Origin of the sequence: Aeromicrobium fastidiosum (assembly GCF_017876595.1) — a bacterium.
Classification (GTDB): Bacteria; Actinomycetota; Actinomycetes; order Propionibacteriales; family Nocardioidaceae; genus Aeromicrobium; species Aeromicrobium fastidiosum.
In genome coordinates this window covers 921,520-942,237 of the sequence record NZ_JAGIOG010000001.1, presented here as the reverse complement: position 1 = coordinate 942,237, position 20,718 = coordinate 921,520, and the positions used below count along the sequence as shown (strand labels likewise).

Annotated in this window: 20 protein-coding genes; 10 read left to right on the top strand and 10 right to left on the bottom strand. The window is 70.0% G+C overall.

Translation table 11 applies throughout. The annotated features are described in order from the left end of the window. Positions 1–27: 27 nt before the first annotated feature. The 3 genes from JOF40_RS04635 to JOF40_RS04625 form a co-directional block, all read right to left on the bottom strand. Positions 28–582, bottom strand: a complete 555-nt coding sequence (locus JOF40_RS04635) for a tetratricopeptide repeat protein (protein WP_188111677.1) — start codon at positions 580–582, stop codon at positions 28–30. A gap of 5 nt (positions 583–587) precedes the next feature. Next, entirely contained in the window at positions 588–1,691 is a 1,104-nt protein-coding gene (locus JOF40_RS04630) for a glycosyltransferase family protein (protein WP_129180540.1), read from the bottom strand. 84 nt (positions 1,692–1,775) lie between these two features. Then, on the bottom strand, positions 1,776–3,194 hold the full coding sequence (locus JOF40_RS04625) for a hypothetical protein (protein WP_129180538.1): 1,419 nt from the start codon (positions 3,192–3,194) through the stop codon (positions 1,776–1,778). 113 nt (positions 3,195–3,307) lie between these two features. Here JOF40_RS04625 and JOF40_RS04620 point away from each other — a divergent pair, with 113 nt between their 5' ends. The 5 genes from JOF40_RS04620 to JOF40_RS04600 all read left to right on the top strand — a co-directional run bounded on the left by JOF40_RS04620 (position 3,308) and on the right by JOF40_RS04600 (position 8,202). After that, positions 3,308–4,867 carry a molybdopterin-dependent oxidoreductase gene (locus tag JOF40_RS04620; RefSeq protein WP_129180536.1) on the top strand — a complete coding sequence of 520 codons (1,560 nt, stop codon included), beginning with the start codon at positions 3,308–3,310 and terminating at the stop codon, positions 4,865–4,867. Between the two features lie 66 nt (positions 4,868–4,933). Then, positions 4,934–5,602 carry a fasciclin domain-containing protein gene (locus tag JOF40_RS04615; protein WP_129180534.1) on the top strand — a complete coding sequence of 223 codons (669 nt, stop codon included), beginning with the start codon at positions 4,934–4,936 and terminating at the stop codon, positions 5,600–5,602. Between the two features lie 131 nt (positions 5,603–5,733). Continuing rightward, complete coding sequence (locus JOF40_RS04610; protein ID WP_209674383.1) at positions 5,734–6,708, top strand: ATP-binding cassette domain-containing protein; 975 nt, start codon at positions 5,734–5,736, stop codon at positions 6,706–6,708. Beyond that, positions 6,705–7,535, top strand: a complete 831-nt coding sequence (locus JOF40_RS04605) for an ABC transporter permease (protein ID WP_129180530.1) — start codon at positions 6,705–6,707, stop codon at positions 7,533–7,535. Before JOF40_RS04610 ends, JOF40_RS04605 begins: the two co-directional genes overlap by 4 nt. A 25-nt stretch (positions 7,536–7,560) precedes the next feature. Continuing rightward, positions 7,561–8,202: a histidine phosphatase family protein gene (locus JOF40_RS04600; RefSeq protein WP_129180528.1), complete on the top strand. Its 642-nt coding sequence runs from the start codon at positions 7,561–7,563 to the stop codon at positions 8,200–8,202. 43 nt (positions 8,203–8,245) lie between these two features. Here JOF40_RS04600 and JOF40_RS04595 read toward each other — a convergent pair whose 3' ends face one another. Beyond that, positions 8,246–9,070, bottom strand: a complete 825-nt coding sequence (locus tag JOF40_RS04595) for a variant leucine-rich repeat-containing protein (RefSeq protein WP_129180526.1) — start codon at positions 9,068–9,070, stop codon at positions 8,246–8,248. 111 nt (positions 9,071–9,181) lie between these two features. Continuing rightward, a complete protein-coding gene (locus tag JOF40_RS04590) occupies positions 9,182–10,018 on the bottom strand; it encodes a variant leucine-rich repeat-containing protein (RefSeq protein ID WP_129180524.1) in 837 nt (278 codons plus the stop codon). Positions 10,019–10,210: 192 nt separating this feature from the next. Between JOF40_RS04590 and JOF40_RS04585 the strand changes: the two genes are divergently transcribed. The 3 genes from JOF40_RS04585 to JOF40_RS04575 all read left to right on the top strand — a co-directional run bounded on the left by JOF40_RS04585 (position 10,211) and on the right by JOF40_RS04575 (position 12,461). Then, complete coding sequence (locus tag JOF40_RS04585; RefSeq protein WP_129180522.1) at positions 10,211–11,011, top strand: SDR family NAD(P)-dependent oxidoreductase; 801 nt, start codon at positions 10,211–10,213, stop codon at positions 11,009–11,011. Between the two features lies 1 nt (position 11,012). Beyond that, positions 11,013–11,771 (top strand): SDR family oxidoreductase, encoded by a 759-nt coding sequence (locus tag JOF40_RS04580; RefSeq protein WP_129180520.1) that lies wholly within the window; start codon positions 11,013–11,015, stop codon positions 11,769–11,771. 81 nt (positions 11,772–11,852) lie between these two features. Further along, complete coding sequence (locus JOF40_RS04575) at positions 11,853–12,461, top strand: hypothetical protein (RefSeq protein ID WP_129180518.1); 609 nt, start codon at positions 11,853–11,855, stop codon at positions 12,459–12,461. A gap of 47 nt (positions 12,462–12,508) precedes the next feature. Here the strand turns inward: JOF40_RS04575 and metX are convergent, their stop codons facing one another. The 4 genes from metX to JOF40_RS04555 all read right to left on the bottom strand — a co-directional run bounded on the left by metX (position 12,509) and on the right by JOF40_RS04555 (position 16,871). After that, positions 12,509–13,621 carry a homoserine O-acetyltransferase MetX gene (gene metX, locus JOF40_RS04570; protein ID WP_129180516.1) on the bottom strand — a complete coding sequence of 371 codons (1,113 nt, stop codon included), beginning with the start codon at positions 13,619–13,621 and terminating at the stop codon, positions 12,509–12,511. Then, positions 13,618–14,907 carry a bifunctional o-acetylhomoserine/o-acetylserine sulfhydrylase gene (locus JOF40_RS04565; RefSeq protein WP_129180514.1) on the bottom strand — a complete coding sequence of 430 codons (1,290 nt, stop codon included), beginning with the start codon at positions 14,905–14,907 and terminating at the stop codon, positions 13,618–13,620. Before JOF40_RS04565 ends, metX begins: the two co-directional genes overlap by 4 nt. A 93-nt stretch (positions 14,908–15,000) precedes the next feature. Continuing rightward, positions 15,001–16,320 carry an ATP-dependent 6-phosphofructokinase gene (locus tag JOF40_RS04560; protein ID WP_129180512.1) on the bottom strand — a complete coding sequence of 440 codons (1,320 nt, stop codon included), beginning with the start codon at positions 16,318–16,320 and terminating at the stop codon, positions 15,001–15,003. Between the two features lie 50 nt (positions 16,321–16,370). Further along, the gene (locus tag JOF40_RS04555) at positions 16,371–16,871 is read right to left on the bottom strand and encodes a PaaI family thioesterase (RefSeq protein ID WP_129180509.1); all 501 of its coding nucleotides are present in this window, start codon (positions 16,869–16,871) and stop codon (positions 16,371–16,373) included. Positions 16,872–16,974: 103 nt separating this feature from the next. Between JOF40_RS04555 and JOF40_RS04550 the strand changes: the two genes are divergently transcribed. Further along, positions 16,975–17,634 carry an SIMPL domain-containing protein gene (locus tag JOF40_RS04550; protein ID WP_188111676.1) on the top strand — a complete coding sequence of 220 codons (660 nt, stop codon included), beginning with the start codon at positions 16,975–16,977 and terminating at the stop codon, positions 17,632–17,634. A gap of 141 nt (positions 17,635–17,775) precedes the next feature. Continuing rightward, positions 17,776–18,810: an alpha/beta hydrolase gene (locus JOF40_RS19915; RefSeq protein ID WP_188111675.1), complete on the top strand. Its 1,035-nt coding sequence runs from the start codon at positions 17,776–17,778 to the stop codon at positions 18,808–18,810. 16 nt (positions 18,811–18,826) lie between these two features. Here JOF40_RS19915 and JOF40_RS04540 read toward each other — a convergent pair whose 3' ends face one another. Then, positions 18,827–20,656 carry a DUF3352 domain-containing protein gene (locus JOF40_RS04540; RefSeq protein ID WP_129180502.1) on the bottom strand — a complete coding sequence of 610 codons (1,830 nt, stop codon included), beginning with the start codon at positions 20,654–20,656 and terminating at the stop codon, positions 18,827–18,829. Positions 20,657–20,718: the final 62 nt, after the last annotated feature.

Here is a 20,718-nt window from a genome sequence, read left to right as displayed (position 1 = left end):
ATTCGGAAAACCTGTAGCGAAAAATCGTCAGTCGTACGACGGAGCCTTGACGTCGACCATCGACGGGTCCAGCTTCACGCCGGTTGCGAGGTGCTTCTCGGCCTCGGCCTTCTTGCCCAGGTGCAGGAGCGCGAAGCCCAGTCGCATGTGGGCGGCTGCGAGCTCAGGGTCCGCGGCAACGGCTCGCCGGTACAGCTCGACGGAGGCGTCGAGATCATCGGGTTCGAGGATGATGGCCTTGTTGTACAGCGCCGACGAGAACGCCGGATCCGCCTTCAGCGCCGCGTCGTAGTGCTTGATCGCGAGAGTGTTGTTGCCTGCGCGCTGAGCCAGCAGGCCGAGGTTGTAGTGGCCGTAGACATTGTCGGTGTCGAGCGCGAGCACGTTCTCGAACGTGGCCTGGGCCTTGGCGTCATCGCCCTTCTGGAGCTGCTCGAGGCCGGTCTGCACCAGGGTGTCCGCTGCTGAGGGGCTTGCCGTGGACGTACCTGACGACGATGGGCCGTCGTCCGAGCCGCCGCTGCATCCGCTGATGACGAGGATGCTGAGCAGCGCGAGAGCGGCAAGCCGAGGACGGGTCACGCCGGTCATCCTACGGCTGCGCTTGCCAGGGCGAGGTTCTGCTCGACGCGAGGACGCTCGTCGGGCGGCAGCTGCGGATCCGCCAGTACGGTCTCCGCGAGCGCGGCGGAGTCGGCGTACCTGCCCACCCAGTAGCTCGAGACCGAGAGTTCGTCGCGCGCGCGCCAGCCGTAGTTGTCCTGGGCAACGAAGAGGATGTCGTCCGTCGCTGTGAGCTGGACCGCGCGGGTCGCGAAGACGTGCGCCAGCTCGTGGCGGCCACTCTCGCGCAGGTGACGGGCCAGCTCGACGAGGGTCTCGGCGCGCCCGGGCCGGCGTTCGAACGCCGTCAGGTAGGCCGCGAGCACCTCCGGAGCGCTGTCCGCGAGTCGCTCGCGCAGCATCGCCGTCTGGAGCAGCGAGTACCAGACCTCCTCCTCCCAGCCCCCCAGGGATGCCCGATGCTCGTAGGCGGCCACGGCCTCCCGGTTCCGGCCGAGGTCGCGCAAGGTCTGCGCCCGGTAGAAGACGTAGCGGGCGTTCTCCGGCTCGGCGAGGAGGCCCCGCTCCAGCAGTGCGAGGTCGCGCTCGAACTTGACCGCGCGGCTGGAGCCTTCCGCATGGTCCCGGAACCAGGCACCGTCGAGGGCCGGACGCGGGGCAGAGCCGATGTCGACGTACTCGTGAGTGACGCCGACGTACTGCGCGGTCGCGCCGGCGCGCACGAGCCTCACGTTGGCGTAGTGGAGGCCGCTGGATCGCTGGCCGAGAAGGTACGCGTCCGCGGTCAGCGAGTCGCGGAAGGCCGAGTCCTCGACCACGAGCTCCATGTCGGCGTCACACAGCAGGAGGTAGTCGGCACCGTGCGCTGCGGCGGTGCTGCGCGCTGCCGTGAGGGACTCGTTGCGAGCCTGCGCGAAGTCCTCGAAGCGGCCGTGGGTCACCTCGCCCGGTATGCCGTGGCGTTCGAAGAACGACGAGACGATGTCTGCCGTCGCGTCGGACGAGCCGGTGTCGTGGATGGCGTAGGCGTCGATCCATGGAGCCGCGGCCGCGAGGCAGCGCTCGATGATGCCGGCCTCGTCCTTGACGATCATGGTCAGGCAGAGCCTGGCTCGGGTGTCAGCCACAGCCACGGAGTCTAAGGTCTCGGGGGGCTGTCGGGCATCACGTTCGGTGACTCCGCCGCATTCAGTCGTCTCGATCTCGGCCTGTCAGCTCCGCAGGGCACCGATGCCGAGGACGGCGGCCAGGCCGAGGGCGCTGCGCGGGTCGTAGGCCGCGGTCCACAGTCCGCCATGCGCAGCGTTGACGGCCTCGTCCTGCCAGGGCTCGGCCTGCGGCGAGGCTCCCGCGCGCAGGTCGTGGACGAGCAGCGCCGCCATCAGGGTGTTGCTCGTCGCGGGGTCGAAGATCTCGACGCCGAAGCGGTGCGAGCCGGCGTACGCGGCAGCCAGGGCCTTGTTCTTGACGACCGACCGGGTGCGCGTCGCCGGCGCGACGTTGAGCGAGACCGTGGTGCCGGCCTGCCGTGACGTCGTGGCCCGCCAGCGCTGCAGCCGCTTGGCGAGGGCGTAGTTGGGGCCCTGCTGGGGCACGAGCGCGTCGCAGATGCCGGGGTCTGCCCCGGGCGGGTAATGCCGCTGCAGCAGACGTCCGCCGCTGGCCAGCCGCAGCGGGGTGCGGATCAGGCGCGACCGCGACGCGTAGGCGTCGTTGGCGATCCGCACCTCCTCGGCCGGGACGGCGAACGTGTCGGTGGGGGTGGCCAGGAAGGCCAGCGCGGTGTCGTCGCGCCGGTCGACGAGGTGCTCGGCCAGGGCGTCTGCCGCCATCGACAGGCGGACGTGCGTGCCGCCGTCGGCGTAGCAGTAGTTGCCGATCACGAGCCGTCCCGGCAGGCCCTCGAGCCACTGCGCGACGCCCGGCAGCTCGGTGAGAAGATCGGCCCCCGTGTCGTCGCCGCGGGTCACGATGCGCGCCGGCAGCAGCGCGCGTCCGGCCGACTCGTCCGCCAGGGCGCGGATCCGCTGCTGCACGTCGTCGCGGGGCAGGTCGAGTGCCACGACCTGCGCACCCCAGCGCAGCAGCGCCCGGTAGGGCCCCATCTCGGCACCCGCACCGAGGACGACGACGGTGTCGCCGTCGAGCCGCAGCCAGTCGGGGTTGTCCTGCACGGTCTGCACGGCCTGCGACGCCGATGCGGTGATGACGCCGGCGGCGACCCACCGGTCGAGCTGCTCGACCAGGGCCCGTCCACTGAGCCGCTCGCCGCGGTACGGGATCGACAGCTCGGTCTCCGGGTCGCCAGCGCCCTCGACCGTGCGCGTGCCGAACGCCTGCGTGAGAGCGCTGCCGGTGATCGCCTCGTCGAGCGGGAGGTCGCCGAACCGCATCAGGTCGTGAGCGCTGCGCAGCCCGTCGGCCGCGATGCGGTGCGCGGCGGTCGCCTCGCCGACCCCTGCCTCGACCGCGCGGCGGAAGTGCGCGAGGTAGTTGCGTCGCCAGTTGGTCTCGTTCTCGATCGCCCGGGACCCGACCGGATCGGCCTTGCGGAGCGCGTCGGCCATGACGGTGCGTGCCGCCGATGTCGAGCTGTCGGACGGAAAGCTGACTCCCTCGCGTGCACTCATCTCGCCAGCGTAGGAGCAGCCGGGTCCGCCCGTGAAGACAGGCTCGGAGATCCTTCGCAGAAGTTTCTCGACGATCGACCAATCCATGACCCCGAGGGCCCCGAACCCATGATGTGAACACGACGACGCAGACCCGGGCCTCAGCGCCATGGTGGGCCGGAGCCATCGCAGGCTTCCTGGCCGCCGCCTCGGGCGTCGCCGTGGGCACGGGGGTGGCAGCCCTCCTGCAGGGCGTCCCCTCGCCGATCGAGTCGGTCGGCAACCGGGCGATCGACTACGCGCCGCCGTTCCTCAAGGAGTTCGCGGTCAAGCAGTTCGGCACCGCCGACAAGCCGATCCTGATCGGTGGAGTCGTCGCGACGCTGGCGCTGTTTGCGATCGTCGCCGGCGTCATCGGCCGCAAGAAGCCGCGGGTCGCGATCATCGCCGTGGCCCTGCTGGGCGCGCTGGCCATCGCCGCTGCCGCGATCGACCGCACCACGACCGCGAGCCGCGCGCTCACGCTCGTCCCCTCGGTCATCACCCTCGTCGTCTCGCTCGCTGCGCTGCTCGTGCTGCTGGCCAACCTGCGCGGCCGCGAGGAGGCCGCGGCGGCGCACCCGCTGGGTCTCGGACGTCGAGGATTCCTCAAGGCCTCTCTCGGCGTGACGGCCCTGGTCGTCATCGGTGGCGCGGTCGGCCAGATCTTCGGCAACGCGGCCGCTGCCGCTTCTCGTGCGGGCATCCGTCTGCCACGGGCCGCCAAGCCTGCACCCGCGGTGCCGGCAGGTGCCCAGGTCGAGATCGAGGGCGTCAGCGAGTTCGTCACCCCCAACCGCGACTTCTACCGCGTCGACACCGCGCTGCGCATCCCCGACGTGCCGGCCGACGGCTGGAACCTGCGCATCCACGGCATGGTCGACAAGGAGCTCAACCTCTCCTTCCGCGACCTGATGGACATGGAGCTCGAGGAGCACCGCGTCACCCTGACGTGCGTCTCCAACGAGGTCGGCGGTCCCTACGTCGGCAACGCCCTGTGGCTCGGCATCCGCACCGCGACGCTGCTCGAGATGGCGGGCGTGCAGGACGGTGCCGACGCCATCAAGTCGACGAGCGCCGACCGTTGGACCGCGGGCACCCCGATCGAGGCCGTCACCGACGACCGCAACGCGATGGTCGCGATCGGCATGAACGGTCAGCCGCTCCCGCTGGCCCACGGCTTCCCGGCGCGGCTCGTCGTGCCCGGTCTCTACGGCTTCGTCTCGGCGACCAAGTGGCTGACCGACATCGAGGTCACGAAGTTCTCGGACTTCAAGGGCTACTGGACGACGCGCGACTACACCGCGCTGGCTCCCATCAAGTTCTCGTCGCGGATCGACGTCCCCAAGTCTTTCCAGGCCTTCCCGGCCGACAAGGTCCGCATGGGCGGCGTCGCCTGGTCGCAGACCGTCGGCATCGAGAAGGTCGAGCTCAGCATCGACAAGGGCGACTGGTTCGAGGCCGAGCTCGCCGCCGAGGACAACGTCGAGACCTGGCGCCAGTGGTCGTACGTGTGGGACGAGGCCACGGCCGGCATCCACAGCGTCCAGGTGCGGGCCACCAACAAGAACGGCGAGACACAGACTTCCGAGCGGGCACCGATTCGCCCGAACGGGACGACCGGCTGGCAGAGCGTCCAGTTCCGCGTCGAGTAACACGCAGCACCCGTACGAGAGCAACACAACCCAACCACAGCATCATCCACACCGAGGAGACACACCATGCGCACCACCACCAAGAGCTTCGCCGTCGCGGCGGTCGCTTCGCTGGCACTGTTCACTGCTGCTTGCGGTTCGAGCGACTCCGAGGGTGACGCGTCCGCTCCGGCCGACGACACGGCCACCTCGGCCGCTCCCTCCGACGACTCCTCGGCTGCCGACCCGGCTGCCGACCTTGTCGGACCCGGCTGCGCCGACTACGCGAAGGCCGTCCCGGACGGCAAGGGCTCCGTCAGCGGCATGTCGCAGGACCCGGTCGCCACGGCCGCCAGCAACAACCCGCTGCTGACCACGCTCGTCAAGGCCGTCAGCGGCCAGGTCAACCCCGACGTCGACCTGGTCGACACCCTCAACGGCGGCGAGTTCACCGTGTTCGCGCCGGTCGACGACGCGTTCGCGAAGATCCCGGCCGACACGATCGACACCCTCGCCAAGGAGGCCGGCGGCACGACGCTGTCCAGCATCCTGACGTACCACGTGATCCCCGAGCGCATCGCGCCCGCGGACATCGACGGCACGTTCAAGACCGTCAACGGCGCCGACCTGACCATCACGGGTTCGGGCGACGACATCAAGGTCGGCGACCAGGCGTCCGTCATCTGCGGCGGCGTCCAGACCGCCAACGCGACCGTCTACCTGATCGACACGGTCCTCATGCCGCCCGCGGCCTGATCCTTGCTCGTCACCAGGTAGCTCCGCACCATCGCACCACCCAGAGGGGCCGGTCCTGACTTCACCAGGGCCGGCCCCTTCGGCGCTTCCAAGCTCTTGTTCCTATTAGGAAGATGTGTCACGATGTCGCCATGGAGCTGGCGATCGAGACCCACGGCCTGGTCAAGGCCTTCGGCGACAACCGCGCCGTCGACGGGGTCGACCTGCGGGTGCCGGCCGGCGGCGTCTACGGCGTGCTCGGACCCAACGGAGCCGGCAAGACCACGACGATCCGCATGCTCGCGACACTGCTGCGGCCGACCGGCGGCACGGCCCTCGTGCTGGGGCACGACGTCGTCGCCGAGGCGTCCACGGTGCGCTCCAAGGTGGCGATGACGGGCCAGTTCGCGTCGCTCGACGAAGACCTGACCGGCACGGAGAACCTCGTGATGCTGGGCCGGCTCTACGGGTTCAGCTGGCAGCAGTCGCGCGAGCGCTCGGCCGAGCTGCTCGACGCCTTCGACCTGACCGATGCCGCCGACCGGCAGGTCAAGAAGTACTCCGGCGGTATGCGGCGACGCATCGACATCGCCGGCAGCATCGTGGTGCGCCCCGATCTCATGTTCCTCGACGAGCCCACGACCGGTCTCGACCCGCGCAGCCGCAACCAGGTGTGGGACATCGTCCGCGCACTCGTGTCGGCCGGCACGACGGTGCTGCTCACGACGCAGTACCTCGACGAGGCCGATCAGCTGGCCGACCGCATCGCCGTCATCGACCGGGGCAGGGTCATCGCCGAGGGCACGAGCGGCGAGCTCAAGGCGTCCGTCGGCAGTGGAGCGCTGCACGTGCGGGTCGGCGACGCGTCGCGGCGTGACGAGGCAGCCCGGTTGCTCGAGGCGTCCCTCTCGGGCGAAGCCACCGCGACCGGCGACCTGACGGGCCTGACGATGCGTGTCGCCGACCCGACGGCCGTCCCGGCGGCGCTGGCGCGGCTGCACGACCACGGCATCGTCACGACCGAGTTCTCGCTGGGGCAGCCGAGTCTCGACGAGGTCTTCCTGGCACTGACCGGCGAGCCCGTCCCCGACGAGGAGAACCAGCCGACCGAGGAGGTCACGGCATGACGACCGACGCCGGACAGCGGATGGACACCAAGGTCGCCGCGGCACTCGGGACGGGCGTTCGGCCCGCCCCCGCGTCGCCGATCGCCTCGTCGCTGACGTTCGGCTGGCGCGCCCTGCTCAAGATCAAGCACGTCCCGGAGCAGCTCTTCGACGTGACGATGTTCCCCATCATGTTCACGCTGATGTTCACGTTCATCTTCGGCGGCGCGATCGCGGGCTCTCCGCAGGACTACCTGCCCTATCTCGCGCCCGGAATCCTCGTGCAGACCGTCGTGATGATCACGATGTACACCGCGATGACGATCAACAACGACATCGAGAAGGGCGTGTTCGACCGCATCCGCTCGCTGCCGGTGTGGCGACCGTCCCTGCTCGTGGGCTCCCTGCTCGGCGACACCCTGCGCTACTCCATGGCGTCGACGATCATCATCGCCATGACGCTGCTGCTGGGATACCGTCCGGCCGGCGGGGTCACGGGCGTCGTCGCCGCGGTGGCGCTGCTCCTGATCTTCTGCTTCAGCCTCAGCTGGATCTGGACGCTCCTGGGCTTCAAGCTGCGCACGCCCAACGCGGTGATGGGCGTCAGCATGATGGTGCTCTTCCCGCTGACGTTCCTGTCCAACGTCTTCGTGTCGCCCGACACGATGCCCGACGTGTTGCGGAGCGTCGTCAACGTCAACCCCGTCACGATCCTGGTCGACGCGGCACGCAGCCTCATGGACGGCCGCGCCGACGGCGGGGCCATCGTGACGGTGCTGATCATGTCGGCGGTGCTGGTCGCGGTCTTCGGGCCGCTGACGATGCGGGTGTTCGCCAACAAGAGCTGAGACCGCCGCCGGTAGGGTCACGCCCATGGGTTCCATCCACCTCGTCCGGCACGGCCAGGCCTCGTTCGGGGCGGCCGACTACGACCAGCTGTCCGAGCTGGGCCACGAGCAGTCGACCTCGCTCGGCACCTCCTGGGAGGCGTCCGTGTGGGCCCCGACCGCGGCCGTCGCGGGCGGCATGAAGCGCCATGCGCAGACGGCGATCGCCGCGATCGACGCGTGCGGCCAGGGCGACGGCTACGACGTCGACGCCGGGTGGGACGAGTACGACCACCTCGCGCTCGCGCGGGCGCAGGACTCCACCGCGATGGGGTCCGACAGCAAGGCGTTCCAGCGCACGCTCAACGTGGCCATCACGGGGTGGATGGCCGGGGAGCCCGGTGCCGGGGAGCCCTACGTCGCGTTCCGCGATCGGGTCCTGGCCGCGTTCGATGCCGTGGTGTCGCAGGCGACCTCGGGTCAGCAGATCGCGGTGTTCACGTCGGGCGGTCCGATCGCGCTCGTCGCGTCGCACCTGCTGGCCGGCGACGACTCCCTGTTCCAGCGCATCAACGACGTCGTGATCAACGCCGGCGTCACGACCGTCATCGTCGGGGCCGGGGGTGCGCGGCTGCTGGCGTTCAACGAGACGGGTCATCTGCCGCGCGACATGGTGACCTTCCGCTAGTGAATCCGGTCGGCATGACCGACGACTCGTCAGATCTAGCCTGCTACGTGCAGTTGGACCGGTAGTAGGACGAGAGCCTCCTCGCTGCGTCGCCGAACTCCCTGGCGCGCTCGGTGATCGTGGACGGGTCGATCGTGCTGGGATCGCTCGCGGCCTCGAAGTAGTCAGCCAGGATGCCGACATCGCTCTTGACCTCCGCGGGGGCCGTGGCCTCGATGTTGCGGAAGATGCTGGCTGTGGCCCTGGCCTTGGCGGCAGCGGCGGCAGAGCCCGGCGCGTCGCTCTCGGCTCCGGCTACGGCACGCTGCGCCGACTGGAACCCCGTGCAGAACGGGATGTTGGAGTCCACGGTGGGCGGGTCGGACGGCGCGGGCGAGTCGGATGAGTCGGGCGCGTCGTCGGAGGGCGCGCCGACGGTCTGGGACGGCGAGGCCTCGTCCTTGTCGTCGTCTCCGCCGAAGACCTTCGTGGCGCCGAATGCGATGCCGCCGATCAGGACCAGGACGACCGCGACCATGCCGAGCACGATCCAGAGGTTCTTGCCGTTGCCGCTGGTCGAGCCGGGTGTCGACGTGCTCGGGTTGCTGGTGGGGGGGACGGCGGTGTGGCCCGCGGGCGCGGTGGGAGCCCCGGAGGGCGGTGGCCCTGCCGGTGCGGGTGCAGCGGCCGGTGACCCGGAACGCAGCGCCAGCACGGCGTCGACCGTCGGATCGCCCTGTTGCCCGAGCCACTCGAGCAGCGCAGGATAGGCCGCGGGGTGCACCGCGATGGATGTCCACAGGCCGCGGTCGAGCTGGGCCAGCTCGGCCAGCCGCGCGCCTGTGGTCGAGGGATCCTGCGATTCGCGGATCGTGTCATCCGATGTCATGGCTTTGTTCCTTCCCGGAATGATCCCTGTCGCCTGGCAGGCTGACAGGAAGATGGTGGCTCGCCGACCTCTGTGACGTGCGGTAGCGCGAGCGAGGCATCTGCCAGCCTGCTACCTGCAGTTGGCCGTGTAGTAGTCCGCGGCCCGTTTCTGTGCAGCGGTGAGCTCGGCGGGGGGAGTGCCGTCGAATGCGTTGGGATCGCTCAATGTTCTGAAGTAGGTGGCCATGATGCCGACATCGCTCTTGACCTCGGCGGGCGCAAAGCGTTCGACGTTGTCGAGGATGCTGACCATCGACTTGACGGGGCCAGAGCCCGGCTTGGCGTCGGGATTGGCGGTGATGACGCTCACCAAGGACTTGAATCCCTCGCAGAACAACGCCAGGGACGAGCTGGACGAAGGTGAGCCCAGCGTGGGCGAGTCGAGGGTGGGCGAGTCCAGGGTGGGTCGGGTCACTGTCGGCGGGGCGGACGGCTTGGGCGCGTCGACCGTCTGTGATGGCGACGCCTCGTCCTTGTCGTCGTCTCCGCCGAAGACCTTCGTGGCACCGAATGCGATGCCGCCGATCAGGACGAGGACGACGGCGATCATGCCACCGACGACCCAGACGTTCTTGCTGCCGTCGCCTGCTGAGCCGTGCGTCGACGAGACCTCGTTGTTGACGGGCGGGACGGAGGCGTGACCCACGTGCGCGCTGGGTGTATCGGCTGGTGGCGGCGGTGGCCCTGCCGGTGCGGCTGCGGTGGCAGGTGACCCGGAACGCAGCTCCAGCACGGCGTCGACCGTCGGATCGCCCTGCTGCCCGAGCCACTCGAGCAGCGCAGGATAGGCCGCGGGGTGCACCGCGATGGATGTCCACAGGCCGCGGTCGAGCTGGGCCAGCTCGGCCAGCCGCGCGGCTGTGGTGGACGGGTCCTGTGACTCGCGGATCATGTCGGCTGACGCCATGACGAACTTCCTTCCCCCAGAACAACCTGTCTCCTGACAAGTTGCCGACGAGGATACTTGCTCGCCGGCCGATCGAGCACCCGGGCCCGGAGTCGCCTTTGGGCCGGAAGGGCCGCAGACCCGCCTCGGGTCCTTCTCGGCCGCTTGGAGCCAGGCCGGTCCGGACGCCCGGATACCGGTAGTATCTGAGACATGACGATCGCCTCCGGCTCCCGAGCCCTCATCACCGGGGGTGCCTCCGGCCTCGGCCTGGCCCTGGTCCAGCAGCTGGCCGCGCGGGGGTGCCGTGTGCTCGCCAGTGACGTCCACGCCGACGTGCCGGACGTCCTCCGCGATCTCGAGAACGTCGACTACCTGCGCCTCGACGTGACGCAGGACGCCGACTGGTCCGTCGCACGCGACTGGGTCGTCGAGCACTGGGACGGCCTCGACCTGCTGTTCAACAACGCGGGCGTCGCCGCGGGTGGACGCATCGAGCTGACCGAGATGGACCAGTGGCAGTGGATCGTCGACATCAACCTGCTGGGCGTCGCCCGGGGCTGCCGCACGTTCGCCCCGATGTTCAAGGCCCAGCGCAGCGGCCACATCGTCAACACGTCGTCGGCGGCGGGCCTCATCCACCCGCCGCGCATGAGCGAGTACAACGCGGTCAAGGCCGCGGTGGTCGCGCTCAGCGAGACCCTCAAGCACGAGCTCGCGCCATACGACGTCAAGGTCTCGGTGGTCTGCCCGACGTTCTTCAAGACCAACCTCACGGCGTCGATGCGCGGCAAGGACGAGGCAGCTCAGCGGTCGGCGGCCAAGCTCATCGACCGCTCGCAGGTCACGGCCGACGACATCGCGACCACGGTGCTGAAGGCCGTCTCTGCTGGACGGCACATCATCCTGACCGACCGGCAGGGCGTCATGGCCTACGCGGCCAAGCGGTTCGCCCGACCCGTGTACGACCAGATGATGCGGCGCGCCTCGTTCCGCATGGCTGCGAAGGACTGACGTGCGCACCAACGTCCTCATCACGGGAGCCAGCTCGGGTCTGGGTGCCGGCATGGCTCGCATCCTGGCCGCCAAGGGGCACCACCTCGCGCTGACGGCCCGCCGCGTCGACCGGCTCGAGGCGCTGCGCGACGAGCTGCTCGCGGCGCACCCCGACATCGAGGTCGTCGTCCACGCCCTCGACGTCAACGACCACGACCAGGTCTTCGCGGTGTTCAAGCGGGTCATCACCGACCTGGGCGGCATCGACCGGGTCATCGTCAATGCGGGCCTCGGCAAGGGCGGACGCATCGGCACCGGCACGTTCCACGCCAACAAGCAGACCGCCGAGACCAACTTCATCGCGGCGCTCGCCCAGTGCGAGGCCGCCATGGAGCACTTCTACGAGCGCAAGTCCGGCCACCTCGTCGTGATCTCGTCGATGTCGGCGATGCGCGGCATGCCGGGATCGATGACGACGTACGCCGCGACCAAGGCCGGCATCGCGATGCTCGCCGAGGGCATCCGCGCCGACCTGATGGGGCGCAAGGGGCTCGACATCAAGGTCACGACGCTCTACCCCGGCTACATCGCCTCGGAGATGAACGACGGTGTCGAGCAGGAGTCGCGCATGATGGTCGACACCGAGACGGGATGCCGCGCGCTCGTCGCCAAGATCGAGGCCGAGGTCGTCGACGCCGCGGTGCCGACGTGGCCGTGGGCCCCCCTCGGACAGGTGCTCAAGCACGCCCCGCTGGGCATCGTCCGCCGCCTGGTCTGATCTGCTCGACGTGCGGTGTGCCCGCCGGAGTCGGTAGGTTCGTGGCACCGAGACAGACCGTCGACGACCAGGGGGATCATCATGACGACCACACCGCCGGAGCCCGACCAGCCGTTCGGGGCGGGCCAGACGCCGTATCCCGGACAACAGCCCGCCCAGCCTGCGTACGGTGCCTATCCGACAGGTCCCGCAGGTGCCCCGCGCCAGGGTCCGCCCGCCCCCGAGCAGCCCGCGTCGATCTCGCTGGCCGTCAAGCTCATGGGCGCTGGTGCCGGCGTCAGCCTGATCTCGCTGATCGTGTCCCTGCTGGGGCTCGGGTCCTTGAAGGACGACATCGCGCGGCAGATGCGGGAGGCCGACCCCTCTGTGACACAGTCGACGATCGACGCGGCCTACGCCGTGGGCATCGTGTTCGCGATCGTCGTCGGGGCGATCAGCGTGCTGCTGTGGCTCTGGATGGCCTGGAAGAACGGCCAGGGCCGCTCGTGGGCCCGCGTCACCGCCACCGTGCTGGGCGCGCTCAACGTCGTCTTCACGCTGTTCGGCTTCGCGGCCGGCGGCGTCGAGACCCCGACCCTGCTGCTGTCGGTGGTCAACCTGGTGCTCGCCGTCGTGATCCTCGTCCTGCTGTGGCGCAAGGAGTCGACCCAGTTCTTCGAGGGGCACACCGCCGCACGCCGGCTCTACTGACCCTCCGTCAGTACTGACCCACCCTCAGTACTGACCGGCCCTCGGCGCTACAGGCGCAGCAGCGCCGAGGCGAGCTCGCCGACCTGGTCGTGCTCGACCAAGAAGCCGTCGTGGCCGTGGTCGGAGGTCACGACGGCCAGTGGCGCCGCCCCCGGGATCAGGTCGGCGAGCTCCTGCTGCTGGTGCAGCGGGTAGAGCCGGTCGGAGTCGATACCGGCCACGACGGTGCGCGCCGTGACCCGGGCGAGGGCTGACTCGATGCCGCCGCGGCCGCGCCCCACGTCGTGAGTGTCCATCGCCGAGGTGAGCACGACGTACGCGTTGGCGTCGAAGCGCCGCACCAGCTTGGCCCCGTGGTGCTGCAGGTAGGAGTCGACCGACCACGTGCCGTCGTCCTCGCGGTCGCGGCCGAACCGCGCGGCGAGCTCGTGTTCGCTGCGGTACGCGATGTGGGCGATGCGGCGGGCGAGGTCGAGACCGGCGAGTGGTCCGACGGGTCCGTCGTAGTAGTCGCCGTCGAACCAGGCCGGATCGTTCTCGATCGCGGAGACCTGCGTGCGCGAGAGGGCGATCTGCTCGGCCGAGGCCGCCGCGGACGTGGCCAGCAGGAACAGCCGCTCGACCCGCGCCGGGTGCTCGACCGCCCACTCGAGGGCGCGCATGCCGCCGGCCGAGCCGCCGATCACGGTGTGCCAGCGCTCGATGCCGAGACGATCGGCCAGCTCGACCTCGGCACGCACCTGGTCGCGGACGGTCAGCGCCGGGAACGAGCCGCCCCACGGCAGGCCGTCGGGGTCGAGCGACGCCGGGCCCGTCGATCCCTGACAGCCGCCGAGGATGTTGGCGGCGACGACGAAGAACCGGTCAGTGTCGATCGGCCGGCCGGGGCCGACGAGCGTCCCCCACCAGCCGGGTGTGGGGTGGCCCGGGCCGGCGTCGCCGACGACGTGGCTGTCGCCGGTCAGGGCGTGCAGGATCAGCACGGCGTTGCCGCCGTCGAACGTCCCCCACGTCTCGTGCGCCAGGCGTACGACGGGCAGGACGACACCGGAGTCGAGGGTCAGGTCACCGATGTCGGTGAACGTGCGACCGCCCGGCGGATCCCCCTCCCGCCACGCGCCGGTGACGAGAGAGGGATCGATGCCGGGAGCGAGACTCACTTGGCTGCGCGGAATCCGGCGTCGAGGTCGGCCAGGATGTCGTCGATGCCCTCCAGGCCGATCGCGAGACGCACGAGCCCGGGGGTGACGCCGGTCGCGGCGTGCTCCTCGGGCGAGCCCTGCGAGTGGGTCGTGCTGGCCGGGTGGATCGCGAGGCTGCGCACGTCGCCGATGTTGGCGACGTGGCTGAACAGCTCGAGCGAGTCGATGAACGCCTTGCCGGCCTCGAGGCCGCCGGGCAGCTCGAACGTCAGCACGGCACCTGCACCCTTCGGCACGTACTTGTCGGCGAGCGCCTTGTAGGGGCTGCTGGGCAGGCTCGCCCACGTCACCTTCGAGACGTCGTCGCGTGCCTCGAGCCACTCCGCGACCTTGCGCGTGTTCTCGATGTGGCGCTCGACGCGCAGGCTCAGGGTCTCGAGGCCCTGGGCGATCAGGAAGGCGCTGAACGGGCTGAGCGCGGCACCGACGTTGCGCAGGTACTGGACGCGCAGCTTGGCGATGTACGCCGCGGGTCCGAGCGCATCGGCGAACACCAGGCCGTGGTAGCTGGGATCGGCGGTCGTGAAGCCCGGGAACCTGTCGCCGTGCGCGGCGTAGTCGAACGTCCCGCCGTCGATCACGACACCGGCGATCGTCGTGCCGTGGCCGCCGATGTACTTGGTCGCGGAGTGCACCACGGTGTCGACGCCGTGCTTGAGCGGGTTGAGCAGGAACGGCGTCGCGACGGTGTTGTCGACGATGAACGGCACGCCGACCTCCTTCGCGACGGCTGAGATGGTCTCGAGATCGAGGATGTCGCCCTTGGGGTTGCCGATCGTCTCGCCGAAGAACACCTTGGTGTTGTCCTGGACGGCGGCGCGCCACGCGTCGGGGTTGTTGTTGTCCTCGACGAACGTCACGGTGATGCCGAGCTTCGGGAACGTGTGGCGCAGCAGGCTGTCGGTGCCGCCGTAGAGGCTGGCCGACGCGACGATGTGGTCGCCGGCCTCGGCGACGTTGGTCAGCGCGCCGGTCGTGGCAGCCTGGCCCGAGGCGAACAGCAGGGCACCGACACCGCCCTCGAGCGCGGCGAGGCGCTCCTCGACGACGGTCTGCGTCGGGTTGATGATGCGCGTGTAGATGTTGCCGGGCTCGGCGAGGCTGAACAGCGCGGCGGCGTGATCGGTGTCGCGGAACTGGAACGAGGTCGTCTGGTAGATCGGCAGTGCGCGGGCACCGGTCGTCGGATCGGGCGTCTGCCCGGCGTGGATCTGCTTGGTCTCGAAGGACCAGGTGTCGCTCATGGTGTCTCCCGGGGAGTCGAAGGTCTTTGCCTCCGAGAGTGCCACCGTCTCGCGGGTTGACAAGGCCGTCTCAGCATCCGGTCCTCGGCGAGGTCAGCGCATGCTGAAGGGTTGGGCGGTTGACTCGAGGACGGAGAGCCACAGGTCGCCGTCGGGGGAGACACTGTGCGACCCGGAGGTGACGAACGGGATCGGGACATTGACGAACCGGTGCCGGCGGCGGCCGACGACCATGTCGGTGCGTCCCGACATCGCGGCGTGGACGGCGATCTGCGCCAGCCGTGCGCAGTAGACCGAGTCGGACGCGTCAGCGGGCACCGACCGGATCGCGTAGCCGGGATTGAAGTAGCGCATCGTCAGCGGCTGCGACCGGTTGGCGAAATCCTTGCCGATCTGGTCGCGCAGGAAGCCGGCGATGTCGCCGAGGACGGCGTTGCCGCTGGCGTCGGTGCGGTCGTCGGCGGGGATGAGGTCCTGCCCTGCACCCTCGGCGAGGACGATGACCGCGCTGCCGCGCTCGGAGACGCGGCGGGCCAGCAGCGGCAGCAGGCCGTTCTCGCCGTCGAGCGAGAACTCGACCTCGGGGATCAGCACGAAGTCGGCGTCGTGGTTGGCCAGCGCGGCGTAGCAGGCGATGAACCCCGCGTGACGACCCATGACCTTGACGATGCCGACACCGCCCACGGCCGCCTCGACCTCGACCCGTGCGGCCTTGATCGACTCGGCGGCCTTGGCGAATGCCGTCGAGAAGCCGAAGCTCTGCCCGATGTGGGGGATGTCGTTGTCGATCGTCTTCGGCACGCCGACGATGCCGATCGACAGCCCCCGCGACTCGATCTCGCGGCCGATGTTGTGCGCGCCGCGCATCGAGCCGTCGCCGCCGATGACCAGCAGGATGTCGATGTCGAGCTCGACGAGCCGGTCGACGATCGCGACGGGGTCCTGCGCGCCGCGCGACGACCCCAGGATCGTCCCGCCCCGCTCGTTGATGCGCGCGACGTACTCGGGCGTGAGCTGCACGACGGGGTGGCCGTTGGCCTCGACCATCCCGGCGTAGCCGTGCTGGAAGCCCACGACGTCGCGCACCCCGTAGTGGGTGTGCAGCTCGAGGACGATCGCGCGGATGACGTCGTTGAGGCCGGGGCAGAGGCCGCCGCACGTCACGACGCCGACCTTGGTCGCGGCAGGGTCGAAGAAGATCGAGCGGCGAGGCCCGCCGGCCTCGAACGTCGGCAGCTCGTCGAGGGGCAGCCCACGGGCCGTGATCAGCTCGACGGTGTCGTCGTAGAGGATGCGATCGGTCTCGCCGACGTAGTACTCGTTGGTCTCGCGCTCGCTGACGTACATCGCGAGCGGGCTGCTGACGGTGCACGGACCGAGCGTGCGGACCTGGAGATCGGCGAGAGTGACCACACCTCGATCCTATCCGAGGAGACCCTCATGTTCTGCGGGATCCGAGGGGTTCATCCCGCCGGGAACACGAGGCACGTCGAGGTCGCGGTGGCGAGCAGGCGACCGTCCGCGTCCTTGATGTCGGCCTCGACGAACGCCGCCCGCGAGCCGGGCTTGGTGACCCGCCCGGTCGCGACGACGCGACCCGTGTCGACCGTGATGCCGCGCAGGAAGCTGACGTTGAGGTCGAGCGACGTGTAGGCGGTGCCCGCCGGCAGGGTCGTCTGCACGGCGCACCCGCAGACGGAGTCGAGCAGGGTCGCGAAGAAGCCCCCGTGGACGGCACCGATGGGGTTGTAGTGCGACTCGTCGGGCGTCGCGCCCATGACGACGGTGCCGACCTCGACGCTGACGAAGTCCATGTTGATGTGACTGGCGATGGGGGCACCGGGGATCTCCCCGGCCAGGATCGCGCGGAGGTAGTCGAGGCCCGACATCGTCAGCGCCTTCGCGGCCTGGGGTCGCGGATCGACCCACGTGATGGTCTTCGACTGCTCGACCGGCTCGGTCATCGGTGCCCTTCGCTTTCCGGTGGACGCGGTGGGGTGGCGTCGCGAGCGTAGCGGGCGGTGCGCGAGCCCGGTGGCGTGTCGCCGCATGAGGCAAGATGGCGGCATGACGCTCGACATCACCGTGCGAGGCTCCGCGGAGCAGCACCATCCGGCCGAACGCGCGACCGTCTCGATGGCGGCCGCCATCGAGGGGCCCGACAAGGCGAAGGCCTTCGCCGCCGCGATCGCCATCCAGGAGCCGTTGTCGGCGCAGCTCAAGGAGCTCGTCGAGCTGCACGCCGTCCACTCGTGGTCGAGCGACCAGGTGCGCGTGTTCAGCCACCGCCCGTGGGACGGCGACGGCAAGCGTGGCGCGACGGTGCATGTGGCGCGGGTTCAGGTGCGGGCCGAGTTCACCGACTTCGAGCGGCTGAGCGGGTTCCTCGACTTCTGGTCGGGCACCGACGGCGTCGAGGTCGGCCAGATCGAGTGGGACGTCAGCGCCAAGAACCGTCGCGTCTTCGAGGCCGAGGTGCGCAAGTCGGCCGTCGACGACGCGGTGCAGAAGGCGCAGTCGTACGCCAACGCGGTCCGCCGCGGCAAGGTCGTCGCGGTGCAGATCGCCGACCCCGGCATGCTGGCCGGGCCCGGCGACGCCGTGGCGTCCCCGTTCCACAAGAACGCGGCCCTCGCCCTCTCCGACGGCCCCGGGGCAGGGCTCGACCTGGCACCCGAGGAGATCGTGATCCGGGTCGAGGTCGACGCGAGGTTCCGCGCCGACTGACACCTGTTCACATACTGCGGGTATGCTCGCAGTATGTGGTGGTCGTCGTGGCGTGACCGTGCGGCCAGGCTCGTGGGCCTGGTCCCTCACCCGCGGACGCCCGTGCCGCGCGACAGATCCGCCCGCGCGGGGCGCGGGCCCATGAAGGTCGTCTACGAGCAGGCGGTCGTGCACGAGTCGTTCAGCTTCAAGGCCCGGGTCGTGCAGCGGACGATGCGCCTGGTCTTCAAGCCGCTGCTGCAGTACACGCCGATCAACGATCGTTCGCTGGCGACGATCCGCGCGCTCGACAAGCTGTCGGCCCGTCGTCCCCGCTCGCGCTACATCGAGCCCGTCGAGTACCGCCTCGGCGGGGTGCGGGTCGAGGCGATGACGCACCGTTACGGCCCCGACAGCGACATGACGATCCTGTACCTGCACGGTGGCGGGTTCTTCTCGTGCGGCATCGAGAGCCACCGCCGCATCTGCGAGCGCCTGGCCCTCAAGACCGGGGCGACGGTCGTCTCGGTCGACTACGTGCAGCTGCCGGAGGGCTCGATCGCCGACTCGGTCAGCGACGCGATCACGGCCTACGCGGCCCTGCTCGATGAGTCGACCCACGCCGACAAGATCGTCGTCGCCGGCGACTCGGCCGGCGGCTACCTGACCATGAAGATCGCCGAGCTGGCGACGCGGCGCGGCCTGCAGGCTCCCGCGGCGCTGTTGGGGTTCTCCCCGTTGCTGAGCGTCGACCCCGACCGCGAGGACAAGGACGTCGTCCGCATCATCCGCTCCCGTGACGCCTACCTGCCGATCAAGCGCATCGCGAAGATCCGCGAGCGGTGGCTGCCGGAGGGGTCGTCGATCGAGGGCTACGCGTCGCCGCTGCACGCCAGCGCGTACATCTCGTCACCGACATTCTTCGTAGCGGTCGAGGACGAGATGCTGCGCCCCGAGGTCGAGGCGATGGCTCTGCTGCTGTCGCAGCGCGGGGTCGAGGTCGAGACCCACCTGTGGCGCAAGCAGGTGCACGCGTTCCCGGTGATGGCCGACGTCCTGCCCGAGAGCGAGATGGCGCTGCAGCTGGCGGCCGACTTCGCCCGTCGCGCCGTCGGCGAGCTCGACCGTCCCGCGACGGTCGACCCGGACGCGCACCAGGAGCAGATCGCCGGGATGGTCCCCGACTCCGCTGCCTGAGCGCGTCCGGTCGGCGCTACTTGAACGCCACCCGCAGGCGCACGAGCGACCGGTCTTCGCCCTGCTCGCTGGTCGACACGCCGACGGCTGACAGCGCCTTGGCGGACTCGATGTCCTGGCGGACGTCGGCCGGGGGATCGGCCTCGAGCAGCTTGTCGATGATCGTGCCGATGTTGACGTAGACGCCGCCCGACGTGCTGTCGCCGTCGGGGATGACGCTCTTGAACGCGTCCTCGTCGCCGAGCGAACCGTCAGGATCGGTGATCGCGTCGGCCGCGTCCTCGTTGGTCGCGAGCACCGCGCCGTCGTCGGTCGGCGACGTGACGAGCGGGATGCCCGCATCGCTGGCGAGCGCCGCGATGCGCTTGACCAGGTCGAGCGCCGGGGCGGACTCCGACGACAGCGACAGTGCGACGTCGAGCGAGGAGATGTCGTCAGGGCCGGAGAGGGTCGGCAGCGTCTCGAGGTTCTTGGACCCGACGGCCAGCGTGAGGCTGTCGCCGAACAGGGTCTCGAGGTCCTCGGGCAGCTTGAATCCCGTCGCCTGCTCGAACTGGTCGATGAAGCTCTGGGCGCTGAAACCGCCGCCGGGGACGCCGAACGGCGAGAGCGGGGGCAGCTCCTCGGTCTCAGGCTGAGGGTCCGTGGGGTCCGTGGGGTCCGTGGGGGGATCAGACGGGAACGTCGGGATCGTTGGCACCGGCTCTGTCGGCTGCGTCGACTGCTTCGCGATGACGGGGTCGGCGGTCGCGGACGGGGTCGACGAGAGAGCCGAGTCCTGGTCGGGGATCAGCCCGCTGTCGAGCTGGGCGGCGAACTGCTTGTCGAACTCCTGCACGAAGGACTCGAAGCCCTCCGAGACCTGGTCTCCCAGGCCGGCGAGCGACACGGCGGCGACGGTGTCGGCGGGCAGCGCACCCAGGGCCGTGGCCTTGGCGTCCTTGCCGCCGCCCGCCGACGGTGCGCCGAGCACCGCGAGCTCGATCGCATCACCGTCGGTGCGCAGCGTGCCCGCGACGGAGCCCGCCTTGGTGAGCGCGTCGAGCTGGTCGCCGAGCGCCTCCTTGGCCTCAGGGAGCTCGGCGACGGCCTTCAGGTCGGCCCAGACCGACGCGATGCCCTGGTTGCCGAGCTCGTCGAAGTCGTCCGCGAAGGTCTTGCTGTCGCCCAGCGACTCCTTCTCGGTGGCGGCGACGGCACGGTCGACCTGCGCCTGCTTGGGGGCGAGGATCGCGTAGCCGTCGACGTAGGCGATGCCGTACTTCTCGTCGGCGCAGTCGAACAGCTTCTTGATGCCGGCGCGGGACTCGTCCTCGTCGGTCGTCTGGACCGCGATCAGGACGGTGCGGTCCTCGATGTTGGCCCCCACGCCGATGCGGTCGCCCAGCCACGGCTTGACGTCCCTGTCGTAGTCGACGTCGTCGCACTGGCCGGCCAGGATCTTGGGGAAGACCAGCTCGCGGATGTCGGAGCCATCGCTCTTGATGCCGATCTCGTCGGCGAGGTCGGGGACCTTGCGCAGGAGGCGGAAGAGGTCGACCTTCTGGCTCGCGGACGGGTCGAGGTCGAGGCGGACGTAGACCTGGGTCGACGCCGGGAGGACGTCGTGGGGCTGCGGGCCACCGCCGCTGAGCCGGTCGTAGACGGCATAGGCCCCGAAGCCGGCACCCAGCACGAGCGCTGCGGCGATGCCGCCGATGACGGCGGTGCGACGACCGCGACCGCCGCCGCCGGCCGAGGCGGGCGCAGCGGGTGCTGTACCGGCGGGCGGGGGCGGAGGCGGCGGGGGTGCCGACTGATCAACGGGCGGCGGAGGCGGCGGTGGGGCGGGAGTCTGCTCGCTCATGGTGATCCTTCTCAGCGAAATCTTGGGTCACCTGAGGGTAGCCGAGGTGGACGGGCTGTCTC

What these genes read in the sequence shown, in the direction of transcription:
- JOF40_RS04625 (WP_129180538.1), bottom strand. Translation starts at nt 3,194, where the DNA reads ATGAGTGCACGCGAGGGAGTCAGCTTTCCGTCCGACAGCTCGACATCG.
- JOF40_RS04615 (WP_129180534.1), top strand. Translation starts at nt 4,934, where the DNA reads ATGCGCACCACCACCAAGAGCTTCGCCGTCGCGGCGGTCGCTTCGCTG.
- JOF40_RS04610 (WP_209674383.1), top strand. Translation starts at nt 5,734, where the DNA reads ATGGAGCTGGCGATCGAGACCCACGGCCTGGTCAAGGCCTTCGGCGAC.
- JOF40_RS04605 (WP_129180530.1), top strand. Translation starts at nt 6,705, where the DNA reads ATGACGACCGACGCCGGACAGCGGATGGACACCAAGGTCGCCGCGGCA.
- JOF40_RS04600 (WP_129180528.1), top strand. Translation starts at nt 7,561, where the DNA reads ATGGGTTCCATCCACCTCGTCCGGCACGGCCAGGCCTCGTTCGGGGCG.
- JOF40_RS04595 (WP_129180526.1), bottom strand. Translation starts at nt 9,070, where the DNA reads ATGACATCGGATGACACGATCCGCGAATCGCAGGATCCCTCGACCACA.
- JOF40_RS04590 (WP_129180524.1), bottom strand. Translation starts at nt 10,018, where the DNA reads ATGGCGTCAGCCGACATGATCCGCGAGTCACAGGACCCGTCCACCACA.
- JOF40_RS04585 (WP_129180522.1), top strand. Translation starts at nt 10,211, where the DNA reads ATGACGATCGCCTCCGGCTCCCGAGCCCTCATCACCGGGGGTGCCTCC.
- JOF40_RS04575 (WP_129180518.1), top strand. Translation starts at nt 11,853, where the DNA reads ATGACGACCACACCGCCGGAGCCCGACCAGCCGTTCGGGGCGGGCCAG.
- JOF40_RS04565 (WP_129180514.1), bottom strand. Translation starts at nt 14,907, where the DNA reads ATGAGCGACACCTGGTCCTTCGAGACCAAGCAGATCCACGCCGGGCAG.
- JOF40_RS04555 (WP_129180509.1), bottom strand. Translation starts at nt 16,871, where the DNA reads ATGACCGAGCCGGTCGAGCAGTCGAAGACCATCACGTGGGTCGATCCG.
- JOF40_RS04550 (WP_188111676.1), top strand. Translation starts at nt 16,975, where the DNA reads ATGACGCTCGACATCACCGTGCGAGGCTCCGCGGAGCAGCACCATCCG.
- JOF40_RS19915 (WP_188111675.1), top strand. Translation starts at nt 17,776, where the DNA reads ATGAAGGTCGTCTACGAGCAGGCGGTCGTGCACGAGTCGTTCAGCTTC.
- JOF40_RS04540 (WP_129180502.1), bottom strand. Translation starts at nt 20,656, where the DNA reads ATGAGCGAGCAGACTCCCGCCCCACCGCCGCCTCCGCCGCCCGTTGAT.